The sequence below is a fragment of the Nitrospirillum guaranorum genome, from assembly GCF_034653275.1.
Taxonomy (GTDB): Bacteria; Pseudomonadota; Alphaproteobacteria; order Azospirillales; family Azospirillaceae; genus Nitrospirillum.
The window spans coordinates 1,116,274-1,136,633 of record NZ_JAYEES010000001.1; the positions used below are offsets into that span (position 1 = coordinate 1,116,274).

At 67.8% G+C, this 20,360-nt stretch carries 20 protein-coding genes; 11 read left to right on the top strand and 9 right to left on the bottom strand.

Going from position 1 to position 20,360, the window contains the following annotated elements:
- The 4 genes from UAJ10_RS04495 to UAJ10_RS04510 all read right to left on the bottom strand — a co-directional run bounded on the left by UAJ10_RS04495 (position 1) and on the right by UAJ10_RS04510 (position 3,615).
- Entirely contained in the window at positions 1–471 is a 471-nt protein-coding gene (locus tag UAJ10_RS04495) for a hypothetical protein (protein ID WP_322914162.1), read from the bottom strand.
- Complete coding sequence (locus UAJ10_RS04500) at positions 468–917, bottom strand: NlpC/P60 family protein (protein ID WP_322914163.1); 450 nt, start codon at positions 915–917, stop codon at positions 468–470. Before UAJ10_RS04500 ends, UAJ10_RS04495 begins: the two co-directional genes overlap by 4 nt.
- Positions 918–1,057: 140 nt before the next feature.
- On the bottom strand, positions 1,058–3,154 hold the full coding sequence (locus tag UAJ10_RS04505; protein WP_322914164.1) for a S9 family peptidase: 2,097 nt from the start codon (positions 3,152–3,154) through the stop codon (positions 1,058–1,060).
- A gap of 113 nt (positions 3,155–3,267) precedes the next feature.
- Positions 3,268–3,615: a hypothetical protein gene (locus UAJ10_RS04510; protein WP_322914165.1), complete on the bottom strand. Its 348-nt coding sequence runs from the start codon at positions 3,613–3,615 to the stop codon at positions 3,268–3,270.
- Between the two features lie 339 nt (positions 3,616–3,954).
- Between UAJ10_RS04510 and UAJ10_RS04515 the strand changes: the two genes are divergently transcribed.
- The 6 genes from UAJ10_RS04515 to UAJ10_RS04540 all read left to right on the top strand — a co-directional run bounded on the left by UAJ10_RS04515 (position 3,955) and on the right by UAJ10_RS04540 (position 10,657).
- A complete protein-coding gene (locus UAJ10_RS04515) occupies positions 3,955–4,965 on the top strand; it encodes an ABC transporter substrate-binding protein (protein ID WP_322914166.1) in 1,011 nt (336 codons plus the stop codon).
- A gap of 82 nt (positions 4,966–5,047) precedes the next feature.
- Positions 5,048–5,869 carry an ABC transporter permease gene (locus UAJ10_RS04520; protein WP_322914167.1) on the top strand — a complete coding sequence of 274 codons (822 nt, stop codon included), beginning with the start codon at positions 5,048–5,050 and terminating at the stop codon, positions 5,867–5,869.
- A gap of 3 nt (positions 5,870–5,872) precedes the next feature.
- A complete protein-coding gene (locus tag UAJ10_RS04525) occupies positions 5,873–6,664 on the top strand; it encodes an ABC transporter ATP-binding protein (protein ID WP_322914168.1) in 792 nt (263 codons plus the stop codon).
- A 7-nt stretch (positions 6,665–6,671) separates the two neighbouring features.
- The gene (locus tag UAJ10_RS04530; protein ID WP_322914169.1) at positions 6,672–8,474 is read left to right on the top strand and encodes a sensor histidine kinase; all 1,803 of its coding nucleotides are present in this window, start codon (positions 6,672–6,674) and stop codon (positions 8,472–8,474) included.
- Positions 8,458–9,807, top strand: a complete 1,350-nt coding sequence (locus tag UAJ10_RS04535; RefSeq protein ID WP_322914170.1) for a sigma-54-dependent transcriptional regulator — start codon at positions 8,458–8,460, stop codon at positions 9,805–9,807. The genes UAJ10_RS04530 and UAJ10_RS04535 overlap by 17 nt, the downstream gene beginning before the upstream one ends.
- A 13-nt stretch (positions 9,808–9,820) precedes the next feature.
- Entirely contained in the window at positions 9,821–10,657 is an 837-nt protein-coding gene (locus UAJ10_RS04540; protein ID WP_322914171.1) for a beta-keto acid cleavage family enzyme, read from the top strand.
- 8 nt (positions 10,658–10,665) lie between these two features.
- On the opposite strand, the gene UAJ10_RS04545 is transcribed toward UAJ10_RS04540, so the two are convergent.
- The gene (locus tag UAJ10_RS04545) at positions 10,666–10,860 is read right to left on the bottom strand and encodes a helix-turn-helix domain-containing protein (protein ID WP_322914172.1); all 195 of its coding nucleotides are present in this window, start codon (positions 10,858–10,860) and stop codon (positions 10,666–10,668) included.
- 90 nt (positions 10,861–10,950) lie between these two features.
- Between UAJ10_RS04545 and UAJ10_RS04550 the strand changes: the two genes are divergently transcribed.
- Both UAJ10_RS04550 and UAJ10_RS04555 read left to right on the top strand, forming a co-directional pair.
- Complete coding sequence (locus UAJ10_RS04550) at positions 10,951–11,634, top strand: XRE family transcriptional regulator (protein ID WP_322914173.1); 684 nt, start codon at positions 10,951–10,953, stop codon at positions 11,632–11,634.
- A gap of 157 nt (positions 11,635–11,791) precedes the next feature.
- Complete coding sequence (locus UAJ10_RS04555) at positions 11,792–12,049, top strand: hypothetical protein (protein WP_322914174.1); 258 nt, start codon at positions 11,792–11,794, stop codon at positions 12,047–12,049.
- Between the two features lie 15 nt (positions 12,050–12,064).
- Here the strand turns inward: UAJ10_RS04555 and UAJ10_RS04560 are convergent, their stop codons facing one another.
- Genes UAJ10_RS04560 through UAJ10_RS04575 form a run of 4 tightly spaced genes read right to left on the bottom strand, consistent with a single transcriptional unit; the run spans position 12,065 to position 17,136 of the window.
- Positions 12,065–12,676, bottom strand: coding sequence for a hypothetical protein (locus UAJ10_RS04560; RefSeq protein WP_322914175.1), 612 nt, complete (start codon positions 12,674–12,676; stop codon positions 12,065–12,067).
- Positions 12,677–12,698: 22 nt separating this feature from the next.
- Positions 12,699–13,130, bottom strand: a complete 432-nt coding sequence (locus UAJ10_RS04565; protein ID WP_322914176.1) for a response regulator — start codon at positions 13,128–13,130, stop codon at positions 12,699–12,701.
- A complete protein-coding gene (locus UAJ10_RS04570; protein WP_322914177.1) occupies positions 13,130–16,027 on the bottom strand; it encodes an ATP-binding protein in 2,898 nt (965 codons plus the stop codon). The genes UAJ10_RS04565 and UAJ10_RS04570 overlap by 1 nt, the downstream gene beginning before the upstream one ends.
- Entirely contained in the window at positions 16,024–17,136 is a 1,113-nt protein-coding gene (locus UAJ10_RS04575; RefSeq protein WP_322914178.1) for a PstS family phosphate ABC transporter substrate-binding protein, read from the bottom strand. Before UAJ10_RS04575 ends, UAJ10_RS04570 begins: the two co-directional genes overlap by 4 nt.
- Before the next feature lie 387 nt (positions 17,137–17,523).
- On the opposite strand from UAJ10_RS04575, the gene UAJ10_RS04580 reads away from it, so the two are divergent.
- Genes UAJ10_RS04580 through UAJ10_RS04590 form a run of 3 tightly spaced genes read left to right on the top strand, consistent with a single transcriptional unit; the run spans position 17,524 to position 20,332 of the window.
- On the top strand, positions 17,524–18,021 hold the full coding sequence (locus UAJ10_RS04580) for a MarR family winged helix-turn-helix transcriptional regulator (RefSeq protein ID WP_322914179.1): 498 nt from the start codon (positions 17,524–17,526) through the stop codon (positions 18,019–18,021).
- Entirely contained in the window at positions 18,018–20,120 is a 2,103-nt protein-coding gene (locus UAJ10_RS04585) for an FUSC family protein (protein ID WP_322914180.1), read from the top strand. The genes UAJ10_RS04580 and UAJ10_RS04585 overlap by 4 nt, the downstream gene beginning before the upstream one ends.
- Positions 20,117–20,332 carry a DUF1656 domain-containing protein gene (locus UAJ10_RS04590; protein WP_322914181.1) on the top strand — a complete coding sequence of 72 codons (216 nt, stop codon included), beginning with the start codon at positions 20,117–20,119 and terminating at the stop codon, positions 20,330–20,332. Before UAJ10_RS04585 ends, UAJ10_RS04590 begins: the two co-directional genes overlap by 4 nt.
- Positions 20,333–20,360: the final 28 nt, after the last annotated feature.

A 20,360-nucleotide genomic window follows, 5' to 3' on the forward strand; every position in this document is an offset into this window, starting at 1 on the left:
TCACAGTGTCTTGGCGCGCTCCATGAAATAGTCTTCGCCCTCATAGAGATAAATGGCCTTATCACCGCCCAAAAACAAAACTCGACCAACAGGCCCCTTGTCACAGGCAAGCCGCGCATCGGTAACCGGGCCCTTCTGAGGAATAAGGTTCTTGGCGCTCTTGGGTAAGTTGGTGCCAAAGAGTTTCATGACCTGGTCACCGGGTATGGCCCGGTTGGGATAAGAGGCGTTGGTACAGGTGATTGAGAAGGGGTCCGTGAACGACGTCGGGGCCAAGATGAGTTTGGTGCCCACTTCCTCCGGCCGGCGGGCAGCGCAGTCCTTGCACAGGACTTTCGTGACTGTCCAGGTCCCGAACATTTCGGGGGCGCCTTGAGGATTTCCCATCGGAATGGTGTCTACATCCACGGCCGCGTGGCCGACCGATGCTGAAATGCCGACAAGAAAAGCGATCGTGAGCGCGAGCTTCATTGCATAGGTCCTATGTAGCGGTAGAATTCCTTTGTCCGGGGCCACCACCAAGTGTCGGGCACATGAACCCTCCCGACGCCGCTGCTTTGCATACCGATAAACTCGGAAGCGGACACCATTATGGCAACGTGTCCCGGGTAATTCCGCTTATGGCCTTTCTTGACCTCATAGGGCACTGGGCCCGGTGGGAAATAAACGATGTCGCCAGCTTCCGGTGCGCCCAGCACCGGCTGGAAGCGAAGGCGGTCCGCAGCGATGGCGCCGGACGCTTCGCGTTCGAAGTGCGGATTAACGGTCCTGATGACAAGCCACACGAAGTAGGAACAGTCGAAGGCCTGATCGGAAACGGGAGGGCTGGCATATCGCGCGCCCGCGTACGTGATGAGGAAGTTCTCCGCTGAGGCGGCTAGCTTGGCCCCGGTGGACGGTGGCAGCATCTGATCCATAGCGTTTTCACGATGGGCGGTTGATCCAGGCGGCAGCAATGGTTGTATTAATGGCGCCGTCTTCAAGGGAACCGCCATCAAAAAAAGGGCCGCCCCTGCGGACGGCCCCTGCCCTCGTCAGCTCAGCCAGAGGCCCGGCCTTACTTGGCCTCGGCCGTCCAGGTGTTCAGCCAGCCCAGGACCTCCTGGTGCCACTGGACGGAGTTCTGGGGCTTCAGCACCCAGTGGTTCTCGTCGGCGAAGTAGACCAGCTTGCTGGGCACGCCCTTGCGCTGCAGGGCGGTGAAGGCGCCCAGGCCCTGCTCGAAAGGAATGCGGAAGTCGCGGCCGCCGTGGATGATCAGCTGCGGCTTCACCCATTGATCGACGTGGTTGGCGGGGTTGAAGCGTTCGTACCCGGCCGGGTTCTCCCAGACCTTGCCGCCGTTCTCCCACTCGCTGAACCACAGTTCCTCGGTGGAATAGCCCATCATGCGGTTGTCGAAGACGCCGTCATGGTTGACCAGGCACTTCCACGGGCCGTTCCAGTTGCCGGCGATCCAGTTGATCATGAAGCCGCCGTAGCTGGCGCCCAGCGCGCAGGCCCGGTCGCCGTTGAGGAAGGGGTACTTGGCCAGCGCCGCAGCCCAACCCTTCTGCAGGTCCTCCAGCGGGCGGTCGCCCCAATGCTGGCTGATGGCATCGGTGAAGGCCTGGCCGTAGCCGGTGGAGCCGTGGAAGTCGATCATGACCACGGCATAGCCCGCACCGGTGTAGGCCTGCGGGTTCCAACGGAAGCTCCAGGCGTTGGCGAAGGAGCCCTGGGGGCCGCCGTGGATGATGAAGGCCACCGGGTACTTGTGGCCTTCCTGGTAGTTGGCCGGTTTCACGACATAGCCATGGACCGTCTCGTTGTTCCAGCCGGGGAAGCTGAACTGTTCATAAGTGCCCAGCGCGACGGTGGCCAGCGTCCCGGCGCCCACATGGGTCAGCTGCTCCGCCTTGCCGCCCTTCAGCGACACCTTGTAGGCCTGCGACGGACCGGACAGGCTGTCGGCCATGTAGACCACGCCCTTGTCGCCGCCCTTCACCAGGTCGATGGCCGTCACATGGCCCTCACCCGTCAGCGCCTTCACGGCACCCGACTTCACGTCGACGGAGAACAGCTTGGACTGGCCCACGTCATAGGCGGTGGTCAGCAGGGAGCGGCCATCGGCCGTCCAGGCCAGCGTGTCGGCGGAACGGTCCCAGGTGGGGTCGATTTCGCGCGTCTCACCGCTCTTCAGGTCGCGGACCATGATGCCGAAGCGGTCGGCCTCGAAGGTCGGCCGCTTCATGGCGCGCCAGGCCAGCTTGGACCCGTCCGGGCTGAACACCGGGCCGGTGTCCATGGCGGCGTTGCTGGCCGTCAGGTTGATGGGGGCGGCGCTGCCGTCCATGGGGACCTGCCACAGGTCCAGGTTGGTGCTCCACGGCTCCGTCCGGCCGGCCAGGCGGGCGGTGAAGACCACCGTCTTGCCGTCCGGGCTGATGGTGATCTCGCCGTCGTCGCCGAAGGGCTTGCCCGGCGCGTCGCCGTCGAAGCCCTTCATCAGCGGCACGGGTGCGCCGGTGGCCACACCCTCGCCGTTCAGCGCCAGGGCGAACAGGTGGTTGCGGGTGCCGTCGGCCCATTCATCCCAATGACGGACGAAGACCTTGTCGAAGACGACGCCGGTGGACTTGGCGATGTCCGCCCGCTTGGCCGGCTTGTCGCCCGTCTCGGTGCCCGGGAACACGGCCATGGACACGACGATGTGCGTGCCGTCCGGCGCCAGGTTGAAGCTGCCCACGTCCAGCGGCAGCGCGGTCACCTGGGTGGCCTGGGTGCCAGCCGCATCCGTCTTCCACACCTGCTGGCTGCCGGAGCGGCCGGACATGAAATAGAGGCTCTTGCCATCGGCCGACCAGCGCGGCGTGCTGGCGCCGCCATCGGAAATGGCCAGGCGATGGCCGTCGCCCTTGCCATCGACCTCTTTCACCCAGAGGGAGTGGGCGGCCTTGTTGTTGGCATAGTCGACGGTGCGGACGTCGAAGGCCAGCAGGCGGCCGTCGGGCGAGACGCGCGCGTCGCTGGCGCGGTCCATCGTCGCCAGTTCCATCGGCGTGAGGCCGTGCGCGGCGTCCGCGGCCATGGCAACAGGCGAAACGGTGACGGCCAGGGCCAACGCCAACGGCGCGCCCATGGCGTACCCAAGGGCGTATAGGGAACGGTTCATCCAAGCTCTCCGAAAGGCAGGAACCCCATCGGCCTTGCGGCCGCTTGGGGGCCGTCATAGCGCAATTCGTCCCCGTCGCCTACGGCGCTTGATCGCACAAGCCCCGCCGCGCCCTATGCCAGGACCCGGGGCAGGCGCCAGCCCATCAGGCCGCCAATGGCGCCGGTCAGCGCCGACAGGGCGGTGCCCAGGGCCAGGATCATCGCCGGCACGTCGCCCAAGAGCCAGGAAACGAAGATGCCCAGCAGGGCGCAGGCCCCGCCCGCCACGGCCCCGCCGCCGGCGGCCGAGCCCCAGGTCAGCCGCGTCCGGCCATGGACCAGGCCGGCCAGCAGCGAGATGAGCATGCCCCCGACGGCGAAGAATTGGGCCACGGCCGGGCTGAAATGGCCAGCGGCCACCATGATCAATTGCAGGACCAGGCCGAACAGCGTCGCGCGCAGCACACTATCGCCGGACATGGGCGCCCCCTTCCCTTTGCCGTTATTGGCCCCGGACGACACCGGGGCATGGTTCGCCCATAGACTATCGGCGGGCCCCGCGTCATCCTCAACGGCGGAAAAGGTTACAAGTCAGCCCCGGTCCTGCCGGGAAATCCGCCGGAATGCCGGCGGTGCCCCTTCGCCCCGCCATGCCCCCTTAGGCAGTCAAGCCGCCGAAACCTTGGTGTTTCGCCAGGAAAACCGGTACTGCCGGCGATTGGCACGGCTTCTGCTAAGGTCGTAACAGTTCCAAGACGATCAGGAACCGCCGGCATCGATCGGCGGCCGTTGGATACCAAAGCCCGGGAGGCACCTTAGATGAAGTCCAAGAAGACCCTGTCCCCAAAGACCCTGGCCCAGAAGACCCTATTGGCCACGCTGCTTGCCGCGTCCGCCCTGTCGCTGACGGCGCTGCCGGCCGCCGCCGAGGATGTGGTGCGCCTGGGCAACCTGAAGCTGGCCCATTTCGGCGCCGTGTCCTACACCCAGATGCTGACCGACTGTGGCATCAAGGTGGAAGAGCGGATTTTCGCCAAGGGCCCCGACATCATGCAGGCCATGGTGGCCGGTGAGCTGGACGTGGGCGCCACCGCGTCGGAGGCCGCCATCTCCGGCCGTGCCGCCGGCGCCCCCATCTACATCGTCGCCGGCTTCGCCAAGGGCGGCGCCCGCCTGGTGGCCGCACCCGAGGCCAAGGTGTCCAAGGTCGCCGACCTGAAGGGCAAGAAGGTGGGCGTCACCCGGGGCGGCATCCAGGAGGTGCTGCTGGCCGCCGAGTTGGCGCAGAACAACCTCACCTGGTCCGACCAGCCGGGCAAGGACGTGCAGATCGTCTACCTGAACTATCCGGACCTGAACCAGGCCCTGATGCTGAAGCAGCTGGACGCCATCATGCAGACGGAGCCGCAGGGCTCGCAGGCCGTGAACGGCGGCTTCGGCGTCGAGGTGATGAAACCCTACGACACCGCCATCGGCACGCCGGTACGCACCCTGGTGATGTCGGAGGAGTTCCACGACAAGCACAAGGCCGTGGCCGAGAAGTTCATGCGCTGCTTCGTGAAGGCCACCAAGACCTTCATCGACAAGCCGGACGTGGCCTCCAAATATGTGCGCGAGACGCTGTTCAAGAAGCAGCTGACCGAGGCCGACTTCAACAGCGCCATGGGCAACGCCCAGTACAGCTATGACATCGATCCCGCCCAGATCCAAGTCACGGCCGAGACCATGGCCAAGTACGGCGTGTCCAAGATGGCCAAGGTGCCGACCGCCACCGATTATGTGAAGCTGGACCTGCTGGCCGACGCCAAGAAGGACCTGGGCGTCCAGTAAGGTCCAAGGGCCCGCCGTCGCCCGGGCGACGGCGGGCCGCTTCCCGACCCTTTCCTTTCGCGCTTTCATGGGGAGTACCCGAATGCGGCGTAACACTTGGTTGGCGGCCCTGCAGGGGGCCGTCGTGCCGCTCGTGCTGCTTGCCCTCTGGCAGGCGGCGTCCAGTTCCGGCCTGGTCAACGCGAAGATCCTGCCATCGCCAGTGGCGGTGGCCGTGCGCTGGTGGGTCTATCTCGCCCCGGCCGAGCCCTACGATCCCGCCAACGGCGGCTATATCGCCTGGCTGTTCTCCGGCGAGCTGATCATGGACGCCATGGGCAGCCTGTACCGCGTGGTCATGGGCTTCCTGGTGGGCGGCATCCTGGCCCTGCCGATGGGCCTGGCCATGGGCGCCAGCCGGGCGGCCTTCCGCTGGCTGAACCCCCTGGTGGAGGTGCTGCGGCCCATCCCGCCCATCGCCTACATCCCGCTGTCCATCCTGTGGTTCGGCCTGGGCAACCCGCCGGCCATCTTCCTGATCTCGCTGGGCGCCTTCTTTCCCGTGCTGGTGAACACCATCGCCGGGGTGCGCCAGGTGGACGGCATCTATCTGCGCGCCGCGCGCAACCTGGGCGCCGGGCCCCTGACCATCTTCCGCCGGGTCATGCTGCCGGCGGCCACGCCCTACATCCTGTCGGGCGTGCGCATCGGCATCGGCACCGCCTTCATCGTCGTGATCGTGTCGGAGATGATCGCCGTCAACAACGGCCTGGGCTTCCGCATCCTGGAGGCGCGGGAGTACTTCTGGTCCGACAAGATCATCGCCGGCATGCTGACCATCGGCCTGCTGGGCCTGGCCATCGACAGCGGCGTCACCCGCATCAACAACCACCTGCTGCGCTGGCACCGCGGGCTGGAGCACTGAACCATGTCCGACATCCTGATCAACCACGTCTATAAGCGCTTCGCCGTCCCGGGGAACGAGGTGGTGGCGCTGAAGGACATCAACCTGGACATCGCGTCGGGGGAGTTCGTCTGCCTGCTGGGCCCGTCCGGCTGCGGCAAGTCCACCCTGTTGAACGCCATCGCCGGCTTTTCCCACCCCACGGAGGGCAGCATCACCGTGGGCGGCCGCCCGGTGGTGGCCCCCGGGCCCGACCGGGGCATGGTGTTCCAGGAATACGCCCTGTTCCCGTGGATGACGGTGTTCAAGAACGTCCGCTTCGGGCTGGAGGTCAAGGGTGTGGCCAATGACGTGGCCGATGCCCGGGTCCGCGAATTGCTGGACATGCTGGGCCTGTCGGAATTCGGCGAGCGCTTCCCCAAGGACCTGTCCGGCGGCATGCGCCAGCGCGTGGCCATCGCCCGCGTCCTGGCGCTGGACAGCCCCGTCCTGCTGATGGATGAGCCCTTCGGCGCGCTGGACGCCCTGACCCGCCGGTCGCTGCAGGATGAACTGCTGAGGATCTGGGCGCGCCTGGGCAAGACCATCGTCTTCGTCACCCACTCGATCGAAGAAGCCATCTACCTGGCCGACCGCATCGTCGTCCTGACCTACCGCCCCGGCACGGTGAAGCGCGACATCCGGGTGGACATGCCGCGGCCGCGCGATGCCGCCTCGCCCGAGTTCAACACGCTGAAGCGCGAACTGTCCCGCCTGGTGTCGGAGGAGCAGCAGCGGCATGAGGCGGCGGAACGCGCCGGCCTCACCACCGACTGACCCTCACTTGGCCGCCCCCTTCCCCTTCGCGGCGCGCCTGCGCGCCGTCGGCACCGGTGGCGCCCTGGCGCTGCTGCTGGCGGCGGCGGGGGCCGTGGGGCTGTGGGTGCTGGCGGTCAGCCATGCCGAGCGGCGGGCGGTGGAGGCGGTGGCCGCCGACGCCCGCCACCGGCTGGAGATCTACGCCAACAACCTGGACAGCGCGGTCGAGCGCTTCGACTACCTACCCTCCGTCGCCGCGCGCGACCCGGCGGTGGCGGCGCTGGCGGCGGCCGGCTTCGGCCACACCGATCCGGCCGAGGTCGACCGTGTGAACCGGTATCTGGAGGCGGTGAACGCCAGCGCCGGATCCGCTGTCCTGTACCTGATGGACGCCGAGGGGCGGACCGTGGCGTCCAGCAACTGGAACCGGCCGGACAGCTACCTGGGCGTGGACTTTTCCTACCGTCCCTATTTCAAGGACGCGCGCGACCAGGGCGTGGGCCGTTTCTATGGCGTGGGCACGGTCACCCGCCTGCCCGGCTACTTCATCGCGGCACCGGTGGAGCGGGACGGACGGCGCGTGGGCGTGTTGGCGGTCAAGATCGTGCTGGACGCGCTGGAGGATGGCTGGCGCACCTCCCACGACGCGGTGCTGGTGACCGACCGTTTCGGCGTCATCTTCCTGTCGTCCAATCCGGAGTGGAAGTTCCGGGCTCGCCGGCCGCTGGACCCGGACACCGTGAAATACCTGGACGAGACCCGGGAGTACGTTGGGCTCGACCATCCGCCCCTGGTGCTGCCCCGCTCCCTGCAAACCCATCCGGACCTGCTGGTGGAACGGGGGCTCAGCCGTTATGGCTGGACCATCGCGCTGGCGGCCGACGCCCATCCCGTGGCCCAGGCGGCCGCCACCGCCCGCATCGGCCTGGCGCTGCTGTTGCTGCTGGCGCTGGCCATCGGGCTGTACGTGCGCCAGCGGGTGAAGCGCCAGCGGGATCAGCGGCTGGCGAAAGGGGCCCTGGACCGCGCCTACCAGGATCTGGAACGCCAGGTGGAGGCACGCACCGCCGACCTGCGTGACGCCCAGGCCGAACTGGTGCAGGCGGCCAAGCTGGCCATGATCGGCCAAGTGGCCGCCGGCGTGACCCATGAGCTGAACCAGCCGCTGACGGCCCTGCGCGCCCTGGCCGACAACGCCCGCCTGCTGCTGGACCAGGGGCGCCAGGCGGAGGTCAGCCAGAACCTGGTCCATATCGCCGGCCTGGTGGACCGCATGGCCAAAATCTCCGGCCAGTTGCGCAACTTCTCCCGCCGCAGCGAGGGGCCGGCCCAGCCCGTCGCCCTGCCGGGCGCGGTGCAGGAGGCGCTGGCCCTGCTGGACCGCCGCCTGAAAGAGGCGCGGGTCCAGGTGACGGTGGATGTGCCGGAGGTGACGGTGGCCTTCGATCCCGTGCGGCTGCAACAGGTGCTGGTCAACCTCATCCGCAATGCGGAGGACGCCACGGCCGAGGTGACCGAGCCGCGCATCGCCATCACCGCCGAGCCGGCCCGGTTGGACCAACGCGCCGCCGTGCGGGTGGCGGTGGTGGACAACGGCCCGGGCCTGGATCCCGCCGTGCGCGACCGGCTGTTCGACCCCTTCGTCACCACCAAGCCGGGCGGCCAGGGCCTGGGTCTGGGCCTTGCCATCTCCCTGGCCATCACCCAGGAATATGGCGGGCAGCTGGAGGCCCGCGACGGGGAGGCCCGGCCCGGCGAAAACGCCGGCGCCGTCTTCCTGCTGACCCTACCTTTGACCTCAGTTGAGCGTGATGACCCAACCGCCTGATACCGCGCCCATTATCCTGTTCGTGGATGATGAGGAGATCATCCGCCTGACCGTGCGCCAGACGCTGGAGCTGGCGGGCCTTGCCGTGGCCACTTACCCGACGGCCGAGGCGGCGCTGGCCCACCTGTCGGCGGACACGCCGGGCATCCTGGTGACGGACGTGCGCCTGCCGGGGATGAGCGGGCTGGACCTGCTGTCGCGGGTGCGGGCGCTGGATCCGGAGCTGCCGGTGGTGCTGGTCACCGGCCAGGGCGACGTCTCCATGGCTGTGCGCGCCATGCAGGACGGCGCCTATGACTTCATCGAGAAGCCTTTCGTCACCGACCATTTCGTGGAGGTGATCCGCCGCGCCCTGGAAAAACGCGCGCTGGTGCGGGAGAACCGGCGCCTGCGCCAGGCCCTGGACCAGAACGCGGCGGTGGAGAACCATCTGTTGGGGCAAAGCCCCGCCCTGGTGCGCACCCGCCGCCTGGTGGCCGACTTGGCCGGCACCGACGTGGACGTTCTGGTGCTGGGCGAGACGGGCACGGGCAAGGAACAGGTGGCCCGCGCCCTGCACGAGGGCGGCCCCCGCGCGGCCCACCCCTTCGTCGCTGTGAACTGCGGCGCCATCCCGGACAGTATGTTCGAAAGCGAGATGTTCGGGCATGAGGCCGGCGCCTTCACCGGCGCCGCCAAGCGCCGGGTGGGCAAGATCGAATACGCCCATCGCGGCACCCTGTTCCTGGATGAGATCGAGAGCATGCCGCTGGCCCTGCAGGTCAAGCTGCTGCGGGTGCTGCAGGACCGGGCGCTGGAACGGCTGGGTGGCAACGACCGGGTGGCGGTGGACCTGCGCGTGGTGGCCGCCACCAAGGAAAACCTGCTGGACCTGGCCAACGCCGGCCGGTTCCGCGCCGACCTCTATTACCGGCTGAGCGTCGTCACGCTCACCCTGCCCCCCTTGCGCGAGCGGCGGGAGGACATCCCCCTGCTATTCCAGCACTTCGCCTTGCAGGCGGCGGCCCGCTTCCGCCGGCCTTATGCCGAGCCCACGCCGGCCCTGTTGCGCGCCCTGATGCTGAAGGACTGGCCCGGCAATGTGCGCGAGCTGCGCAACGCCGCCGATCGCCATGTGCTGGGATTGGCGGAGGATGAGGCGGCGGCCGTCGAGGGTGGAACAAGCGCGAACGCCCCTTTGGCCGACATCCTGGACGGGGTGGAACGCCACTTGATCACCGAGGCCCTGCGCGCCAGCGGCGGCCAGGTGACGCGCGCCGCGGAAACGCTGGGCGTGCCGCGCAAGACGCTGTACGACAAGATGAAACGCCTGAATATTGGCGGCGCGGAATGAATTGGGGCACCGAATGAACGCCGATCCCGTGATCCTGACCGTGGCGCCCAACGGCGCCCGCCGGCTGAAGACCGACCATCCGGCCATTCCCCTGGACCCAGCGGACATCGCCCAAGACGCCGCCGCCTGCCTGGAGGCGGGTGCGGCCATGATCCACATGCACGTGCGCGACGCCCAGGGCCGCCACCTGCTGGACGCCGATGCCTATGCCGCCGCCACGGCGGCCGTGCGCCAAGCCGTGGGCGACCGCCTGGTCATCCAGGTCACGACGGAAGCCGCCGGCATCTACCACCCACCTCACCAGATGGCCGTCATCCGCGCGTTAAGGCCTGAGGCGGTGTCGCTCGCCATCCGTGAGCTGGCTCCGGACGCCGCGCACGAGAAGGATGCCGCCGACTTCTTCGCCTGGCTGGCGCGGGAGCGGATCATGGTGCAGACCATCCTCTATTCCCGGGACGACCTGCTGCGCTGGCACGATCTGCGCCGGCGCGGCGTGGTGCCGGAGGTGCCGCACTTCCTGCTGTACGTCCTGGGCCGCTACACCGCCGGCCAGGTCAGCGACCCGCGCGACCTTCTGCCCTTCCTGGAGCCTGTCGCGGACGCGCCCAACGACAACACCGGCGACGTGCCCTGGGCGGTCTGCGCCTTTGGCCGGCGGGAGAACGCCTGTGTGCTGACCGCCACCGGCCTGGGGGGCCACATCCGTGTGGGCTTCGAGAACAACCTCCATCTGCCCGACGGCACCCTCGCCCCCGACAACGCCGCCCTCGTGGCCGCCGCCGCCCAAGGCAGCCGCCTCATGGGCCGGCCGCTGGCCAAGGCTGATGGGGTGCGGGCGCGGTTTGGCTGAGCCGCACCCTAAGTAGCGGTGCCGAAGAAGTCGTTCGGCATCACCGCCCCCTCGGTCTCGTCCATGATGGCCCGCATGGCGGCGGCATCCGGGTGACGCTGGCCGGTGCACCACCGGGCGACGGTGGAGCGGCTGCGTCCGATGCGACGGGCGAATTCGGCGGCGGTGAGGCCGTGCGCCTGGAGATAGTCGGCGAGCGTCATCGGGGGATGGTGCCGAATCGGCAACTTTCTGTCAACGCGTTGCCCGTATGGCGACTGACGATTGGTAGCCACTGTGGCAACTTCATTGCCATGATTGACCGTCCACCCAACCGTATCCGTGAACTTCGTGAAGCCAAAAGGATGACCCAGGAACAGCTGGGCGCCCTGATCGGCACCGACAAAACGGTGATCTCAAAGCTGGAATCCGGCCGCACCCGCCTGTCGCAGCAACGCATGATGGCGATCGCCGCCAGCCTGGGCTGCGGCGTGGCGGAATTGCTGGAGCCGGCGGGGCCGGCATCGGTGTCGTCCGAGTGGGGACAGGAGGACGCGTCCGTCGAGGTAGCGGAGGTCGACATCTATGGTGACCGGCGCGGCGGCTTCCTGGCCAGCCACGACGGCAAGCCGCACAGCTTCCGCGAGGATGAGACCATCGCCCCCTGGCGCTTCCCCGCCAGCTACCTTTCCGCCGAATTGCAGGTGCGGCCCGCCGCCGTGCGCATCGTGGAGGTGCGGGGCGACGGGATGGAACCCACCCTGCTGCCTGGCGACCGGGTCATGGTCAACCTGGCGGACCAGTCGCCCTCGCCCCCCGGCATCTTCGCCCTGTGGGATGGGCAGGGCGTGGTGATCAAGCGGCTGGAGCTGATCATGGGCAGCCATCCGCCCATGGTTGAAATCCGGTCGGACAACCCGCATCACCGTGTCTATGAGCGTGCGGCGGCCGACATCGACATCATCGGCCGTGTCGTCTGGGTGGGCCGGCGCCTCTGACCGCCACCCGTCTTCGATGCGATTGTTGCTGATAGGGCAACTTATGAGTTGACGGGCGGTTGCCGCTCAGGCACCGTCAGGGCAGCGGCTGTTCAGCCGATGTTCCCCTTCCCCAAGCGCTGACCGCCTGAGGAGTCCTTTCCCTGTGGAGAGGCTGATGACCCGCCTTGAGCGCACGACGCAGTTTTACTGGCAGCTGGCCCAGCTGGCTCGACACGACACGTTCCTGGACCTGGTGGTGCGGGGCCTGGATGGGTTGGCTGTGGTGGCCCGCACGGCACCCAGCCACCGATTGCGCCGGGCCGCCGCGGCCCACGTCGGCGTGGCCGCCCGGGCGCACGGCTTTTTGAATGCGGACCGGTTGGAGCAAGCGGCGTATTCAGGTTCTTCCTGGAGTTTCGTCAAAACAGATTAAAATAATACTGATGCCTTAATTCGTCTCACTGTCGTATTTTTTTACTATATCACTCATCCTTTTCCGATATGTGTATTTGGAATACCTAGTGGATATCGGAGAAGAAACGGAAATTAATAAAAATGCAACTATAATAATGACATGATTAATTGATATATTTCTATCATAATCAATTGAAGATTTTATCATTATGATAATACTTATTATAAGCATATAAGAAGGAGATAATATATCAAGTAATCGTTGTGTTCTATAGTCGCTTATAGCGCTTTCCATCTCATAGAAGAAATTTAGTCTGTGTATACTTATTTTATTGCCACTCTTTTCAAGATCCGATTTCTTTTCCATTATTTCTTCATGCGCACTTCTGATTTTAATGATCTCAGAATCCTCAAAAAATGAGAATGCTATGTACGCAATGAATGTCGATATGGAAACCTGAATTAAAGATTGCCACGCAGCCCACGTTCCCATCGCCGGTTTTGCATATTTCGAGAAATCGCTAAACACCATAAAGTATGTCAAGAACGAATATATTAAAATATTGGATGCAAACAATACCCTCTGCCAACCTATTGAAAACACTGTATCATCAGCAAGTTTTGTTATTTTAGTCTTATCGACCATGTTCTTTTCCTGCTATTTAATTTTAGAACAGCCCCATCATCCGGGCGCACAGCTCGGTATCGTCCCTGATCACGATCTCCAGCCGTTCCTTCAGCTTGCCCAGGCTGACCGGCTTCACCAGGTAGCCGGAAACGCCCAGCGCGCCGGCCACACGCACCACCTCGGTGCTGCTGTCGGCGGTCAGGAAGATGACGGGGGTGCGGTCCACGCCCTTCACCTTGATGTTGCGCACGCCCTGCAGGAAGTGGATGCCGTTCATCGGTGTCATGTGGATGTCGCACAATACGATGTCGGGCCGGGTGCGCACCAGTTCCATCAGGCCGTCGCGGCCGTTGTCCCGCTCGCCAATGGTGCGCACGCCGATTTCCCGCAGCATGCGGACGATGAGCTGGCGGGTGTAGTCCTCATCCTCGATGACCAGGACATGCAGGCGGCTATAATCCAAGGGGCGCATCAGCGGATCTCCGGCGCGACGGCGGGCGCGGGGGCATGGCCGTGGTCAGGGGCGGCGTCTTTATCGGAGACGGGGCCGGGACTCCAGGGGCCCAGGGCCGCCAACAGTTCCTCATAGGTTGGGGGCAGCAGGCTGGCCAGCAGGGCGCCGGTGTCGGGGTCGCCGGCCTCCACCACGTCCTGCAGGTCGGCGGCCACCTGGCCCAGGCGCACGGCCCCCACGCTGCGCGCCGCGCCCTTCAATATATGGGCGGCGTGGCGGGCGGCCTCCATGTCCCCGGCGGCCAAGGCGGTATCGGCCGCGGCCATCAGGGCGGGCACGCTGCCCAGGAAGGCCGTGAGGAAGGCCTTGGCCTCCGCCCCACCGTCTGTCAGGGCGCGCGTGCGGCCGCCGAAGGGCTCCAGCAGGCGGTCGAAGTCGAACAGCGCCGGATCGACATCGGGAAGCACCGGGATGGCCGGGGCCGCCGCCGCCGTGGCCGGCCGGCGTAGGCGCCGGGCCTGGGGCAGGAAGCGGTCCAGCACGCCGTCCAACGCCCGGGTGTCGATGGGCTTGGACAGGTAGCCATCCATGCCATGGTCCAGGCAATTCTGCTCCGTCCCCGGCAGGGCGTCGGCGGTCAGCGCCACGATGGGCAGGCGCTGGTCCGTTCCTTGTTCCCGCTCAGCCGCCCGGATGTGGGCGGTCAGGGCGAAGCCGTCCATCTCCGGCATGTGGAAGTCCGTCAACAACAGGCCGTACCGATCCCGGCGCCACATCTCCAACGCCTCGCGCCCATCCTTGGCCAAGTCCAGGGCGAAGCCGCGCTGGTTCAGCATGCGACGGATGACGGTCTGGTTGATGACGTTGTCTTCCGCCACCAGCACCAGGGCACCGGCCGCCCGCGCCTCGTCATGGGGCGGTGGGGCCCAGCCGCTGCTGTTATCCACCCGTGTCGGCTGTGCCCTTTCCAGGGTGGTCAAGCCCAGGGCGGCGGCGACGACGCGCCACAGGCGGCGACGGCGCAGGGGACGCGTGACTGTGGCGAACAGGCCGATGCGGTCGGCCTCGGCCAGGGTGGAGGCCAGGATGCGTGGCGCCGCCAGCACCAGGGGGCGGCCAGTCCCCGCCAGGTGCCGGGCGGCGGCCAGGGCATGGTCGCCGGATGCCTGGGCGTTCAGCAGCACCACGTCGGCCGCGACCGCCAAAGGGATGAGATCGGCGTCGAAGTCCACCTGCGCCAGGTCCGCCACCCCGGCCGCCGTCAGCGCCTGGCGCAGGGCCTCGGCGCCGGTTCCTTGGAACCCCACGGCCAGGACATGGGCGTCGGCGATGTCGATCTCCGGCTGTTCGGGGGTCAGGCGGTCCGGCGCCTCGGCCCGGCCCAGCGGCAGTTCCAGCCAGAAGGTGGAGCCCTCACCCACGGCCGAGTGGATGCCGATGTCGCCTCCCATCAGATCGACCAGGCGGCGGCAGATGCTGAGGCCCAGGCCGGTGCCGCCATAGCGGCGGGAGGTTGAGGTGTCGGCCTGCTGGAAGGGTTGGAACAGGCGGGCCTGCTGTTCCACAGTCAGGCCGATGCCGGTGTCGGTCACGGCCAGACGCAAACGGGCGTCCCGCCCACCCTCGGCCGGCAGCAGGCGGGCAGACAGGGTGACCTCCCCTCGTTCCGTGAACTTCACGGCGTTGCCCGCCAGGTTGATCAGCACCTGGCGCAAGCGGGTGGGGTCGCCGCGCAGGGTGGCCGGCAGGGCCGGGTCGATCTGGACCACCAGGTCCAAGCCCTTCTCTTCGGCACGGGCCACCACCAGCTCCGCCGCCTCCTCCACCGTCTCGGCCAGGGGGAAGTCCAGGATCTCCAGGTCCAGCTTGCCGGCCTCGATCTTGGAGAAGTCCAGGATGTCGTTGATGATGGACAGCAGCGAGGTGCCGGAGGAACGGACCACGCCCAACATGCCGCGCTGGTCATCGGTCAGTGCCGTCTGGTCCAGCATTTCCGCCATGGCCATGACGCCGTTCATGGGTGTGCGGATCTCATGGCTCATCATCGCCAGGAAGGCGGACTTGGCGCGGGTGGCGTCCTCCGCCTGGTCGCGGGCGATGCGCAGTTCATCCGCCTGCGCCGCCTGTTCACGGGCGGTGTCGCGGAAGACGCCGGTGGCGCGGGCCAGGCGCGCCACCTCATCGTCTCCGGCCATGGTCGGCAAGGGCGCGTCCAGTTGGCCATCGGCCAGGCGCAACATCACCTCGGAAATGCGGCCGATGGGGGCCACCACCCGCCGCAGCACCATCGCCGTGGCCAGCGCCGCCACGCCCAGGCCGCCCAGGACAATGACCAGATAGGCCAGGCGCATGCGGCGCAGCAGGCCGCGCAGGTCCCCCCGTTCGCGCTCGATGGCGTCGATCTCGATCTGCGACAGCGCGTTCAGCTGGCCGATCAGCGGCTCCATGACGGGATAGAGCCGCAGGTCCAGCATCTCGCCCAGCGCCGCGTCGTCACCCTCATGCAGAATGGCGACGGCGTCCCGTCCCAGCTGGGTGGCGGCCAGGCGATAGGGTTCGATGTCGTGCACCACCGCCAGCTCATTGCCGGCCGACAGCGGCGCCACGATGCGGCGCCACAGCGCCTCGCTATCCGTCAGCGCCTGTTCGATGGTGCGGGCGGCGTCATCCTGGCGGGCACGGTTCAGCCGCGTCTTTTGCAGGATCTCCACCATGCCCAAGCCGTAGCGGTCGGACAGCAGCTTCAGGTCGCGCAGGGGCTCCACGTGCGCGCGGATGGCGGCATTGTACCGCTCCGTCACGAAGTTCATGGACAGCCAGCCCGTGACCGTGACGAACAGCAGGCCCAGCACCAGGGCGCCCAGGCAGGCGAGCAGGCGTTCGCGGATGCCACGCAGGTTAAAACCGCCGGTCATGGCGTGCCCTCCGCGGGGGTGGGCGCCGGCGGCGCGTCCAACAGCGCCCGCATGGTGGCGCGCGCCTGGGCGTCCAGCGGCACCAGTCCGGCGGCGGACAGGTAGCCGTTGGGGCCGCTGGCGTCGTCCCGCAGGAATTCCTGGGCGAAGTCGATCACGCCGGGCACGGCGCCGGGCCGCTTGATGTGCAGGTACAGCGCCCTGCCCACGGGGTAGCGCCCGTTGATGACGGCGTCGCGGTCGGGCACCACCCCCTCGACCCTCACCGGGGTCACGCGGGCGTCGTCCAGTTCCTGCAGGCTCATCAGCACGATGGCGGGGCCCGGTTCCTGCATCAGCCGCTCCACATAGGGAATGGCCAGCAGGGTGTGGGGCACATAGGCGCCGTCCTCGCGCAGGGTCACGCACATCCGCCGCCGCTGCGCCTTGTCGGCGATGGCGTCCACCTCCGCCACGCCGCGGCAGCCGCCCTCCAGGATCACGGTTTCAAGCGCGTCGTACTTGCCCGAGGTGTTGGCCGGGCCGATGACCTTGATGGGCAGGTCGGGCAGGCTGGGATCCACGTCCCGCCAGAAACGATAGGGGTTGGGCACGAAATGGCCCTCCACCGGCACCCGGGCGGCCAGGGCCCGCCAGATCTGGGCGCGGGTCAGGGCCAGGGGCGGCATGCCCGCCTTCTCCCCCACCGCCAGGGCGTCCATGCCGATGGGGATGGTGACGACATCCCGCACGCCGTGGGCCAGGCAGGCCTCTTTCTCCGCCGGGTTCAAAGGGCGGGAGGTCATGGCGATGTCGGGCGTCAGCGGGCCGCTGCCGGCGCAGAACAGGCGGGCGCCGGCGGTGGTGCCGGTGCTCTCCCCGATGGGCAGCGGCCGGCCGGTGCGCGCGGCGTAATGTTCGGCCGCCAGCAGGGCATAGGGAAAGACGGTGGTGGAACCGCCGAAGCGTACCCGTTCGCGCGCGCCGGGCGTCAGGTCCACGGCTCCGCCGGCCTCCGCCTCGGCGGCATGGCCCGGTGCCAGCAGGACACAACCCAGCAGGGCGCCCGCCAGCACGGCCCGCCCGGCCATCCACCAACCCCAATAGGGCAACAATGGCGCACGCGCCATGGCCTCGATCCCCCCTACCCCACGGAAACTATGGACGCGCGGGGCCCGGCGGTTAAGCGATGCATCAGGCTATGGCGCGAGCGCTGCAAATAGTTCGGATGGATAGCCTGGTCAAGGAGACACGGTAGGCGCCTGGCCCCTGGGCAATCATAAGTGGTATGTTGACGCCATGCCGCTGTTAATGGCGAGTTCACCCTGTGCTCGGCCGGTGGCGGCGTGGTCGCTTGTTTCGCCCTTTGTTGCAGCACCTTGGCCGTGACTACAGCCTCATGCGGTCCTCCCACCCGACACCAGTTCCGTTCCCGGCGGCGCCATCACGTCGGCGCAGATCTGATCCCTATCCCTGAACATTTGAACACTAATTGTTAGGATACTAACATTCTGGACATGGAACAAACCGCCCCCCTTCCCATTACCCCCCGGCATCGCGCCTTCGGCCTGACGCTCTGCTATCTCGCGCGGTGCTGGCGGCGGGAGGCGGACGCGGCATTGAAGGCCTATGACCAGTCCGAGGCGACGGCCCTGCCGCTGGTGGTGCTGGCCCGGCTGGGCGACGGTATCCGCCAAGGCCAGCTGGCCGATCACGTGGGCGTGGAAGGCCCGTCGCTGGTGCGGCTTGTGGACATGCTGGAAAGGGACGGCCTGTTGGAACGCCGCAACGACCCGCGCGACCGGCGGGTGAAGACCCTGCACCTGACGGCGGAGGGCCGCGCGCTGGCCCTCCGCCTGGACGACGCGCTGGACGGCATGCGCCAGCGGCTGCTGGCCGAGGTGACGCTGGAGCAGCTGGAGACCGCGCTGACCGTCTTCGCGGCCGTCGAACGCGCCCTGGGGCGGCCCTTGGGGACCAAGGACGCCGCCGGCGATGAGGGGGACGCGCCGTGACCGCCGCCGCTTGGCTGAAAGGCTTCTCCAAGGGCGCCGGCGACTGGATGTTCGCCGCCAAGACGGCCGCCGCCGCCCTGGCGGCCCTATATATCGGGTTCAGCCTCGACCTGCCGCGTCCCTACTGGGCGGCGGGCACGGTCTTCATCGTGTCACAGCCGCTGGCCGGGGCCATGCGGTCGAAAGGCGTGTTCCGCGTGCTGGGCACCGTCATCGGCGCCGTGGCCACGGTGGCCATCATCCCCAACCTGGTGGACGCCCCACCGCTGCTGTGCGTGGCCATGGCGCTGTGGACCATGGCCTGCCTGACCCTGGCCTTGCTGGACCGCACGCCGCGCAGCTACGTCTTCATGCTGGCGGCCTACAGCACCGCCCTGATCGGCTTTCCCACCGTCACCGATCCCGGCACCGTCTTCGACGCGGCCCTGGCCCGGGTAGAGGAGATCACCGTCGGCATCCTGTGCGCCACCGTCATCGGCAGCGTCATCTTTCCGCGCGGCATCGGGCCGGTGGTCAGCGATCGCATCGACGCCTTCGCGGCCGACGTCACCCGCTGGGCGCGCGACGCCCTGGCCGGGGCGGAGGAAACGGCGGCCACGCGCTCCGACCGGCGCCGCCTGGCCGCCGACGCGGTCGAGTTGCAGATGATGGCCACCCACCTGGATTACGACACCAGCCGTCTGCACGGCATGAGCCAGGAGGTCCGCCAGCTGCGTCAGCGCCTGGTCATGTTGCTGCCCATCCTGTCCGGCCTGGGTGATCGCGTCCGGGCCTTGAAAGCCGACGGCCGCCCACTGCCGGCGACGCTGGAGGCGTTGCTGGCCGATGTCGGTGACTGGGTGGCGGACGTGGAGGCGCCGGCGGACCGCACCGCGGATCTGCGCGCCCGCATCGCGGCGCTGCGCGCGGCGCCGGCCGATTGGCGCGACGTGCTGACCCTGAACCTGCTGACGCGGCTGAAGGACCTGATGGACGCGCTGCAGGATTGCCGCGACCTGCGCCTCTACATAATCAGCGGCGGCCAGGGCCCCAAGGTGCGCCGCCGCCGGGGTGGACGGGCGGGGGCGGAGGTGGTGATGCACCGGGACCTGGGCATGGCCCTGTGGTCCGGGGCCGGGGCCGCCATCACCATCCTGCTGGGCAGCGCCTTCTGGATCGGTACGGAATGGGCGGACGGCGCCACGGCGTTGGAGATGGCGGCGGTGGCCTGCTGCTTCTTCGCGGCGCAGGACAACCCGGTGCCGGCCATCCTGGACTTCGCGCTGTACAACGCCGTGGCCGCGGTGCTGGCCGGCATCTACATCTTCGCCATCATGCCGCACATCGACGGCTTCGTGATGCTGGCCTTCGCCCTGGGCCCCATGTTCCTGCTGCTGGGCCGCGTCATCGCCAATCCCCGTCTGGCCGGCCGGGCGCTGGCCGTGGGCGCCACGCTGCCCACCCTGGCCGGCCTGACCAACACCTACAGCGCCGACTTCGCCTCCTACCTCAACAGCGCCATGTCGCTGGTGCTGGGCATGGGGTTCGCGGGGCTGGTGACGGCGCTGGTGCGCGCGGTGGGCGCGGAATGGGGCGCCCGGCGCATCCTGCGCGCCTGCTGGCACGACATCCGGGCCGTGGCCGATATCCGCACGCCCGCACCCGACGGCGGCCTGCGCCCCGTGTTCGCCGGCAGGCTGCTGGACCGCATGGGCCTGCTTGTGCCGCGTCTGGCCGCCCTGCCCCCGGGGTCGGAGATCGCCGCCACCGACGCCCTGGCCGACATCCGCACGGGCATGAACGTGCTGGAGCTGCGCGGCGTGGAACGCGCCCTGCCCGCCCCTGCCCGGGTGGCGGTGGACGGGGCGCTGTCCCTGTTGGCCGATCACTACCGGGCGGTCTGCCGCGCCGGCGCCCCGCGCCCGCCCGCGCCGGAGCTGCTGGCCGGCATCGACACCGCCATGGCGGCGCTGATGCCCTTGCCCGACCGCAAGCCGCGCCAGGCGCTGCTGGCCCTGGCCGGCATCCGCCGGGCCCTGTCGAACGGCGTGCCCGACCTGCCACCGCCCCCGCCCGCCGTTCCCGCCCCTCCCACCCCGGAAGAAAGCCTGGCCGCATGATCGGCGAAATGGACATCCACGGCGTCTTCGTCTCCCCCCTGCTGGTCTGGGGCGTGGTCGCCTTCCTCATCTCCATGGCCGTGCGCTGGGTGCTGCGCCGGGTGGGCGCCTATCGCCTGGTCTGGCACCGGCCGCTGTTCGATTTGGCCGTCTACGTCATCGTCCTGGGCGGCGTCGCCGCCGTCTTCACCCATTACACCTCCGTTCCCTGATCTTCCTCGACTTGCTGGACGTCGCCGC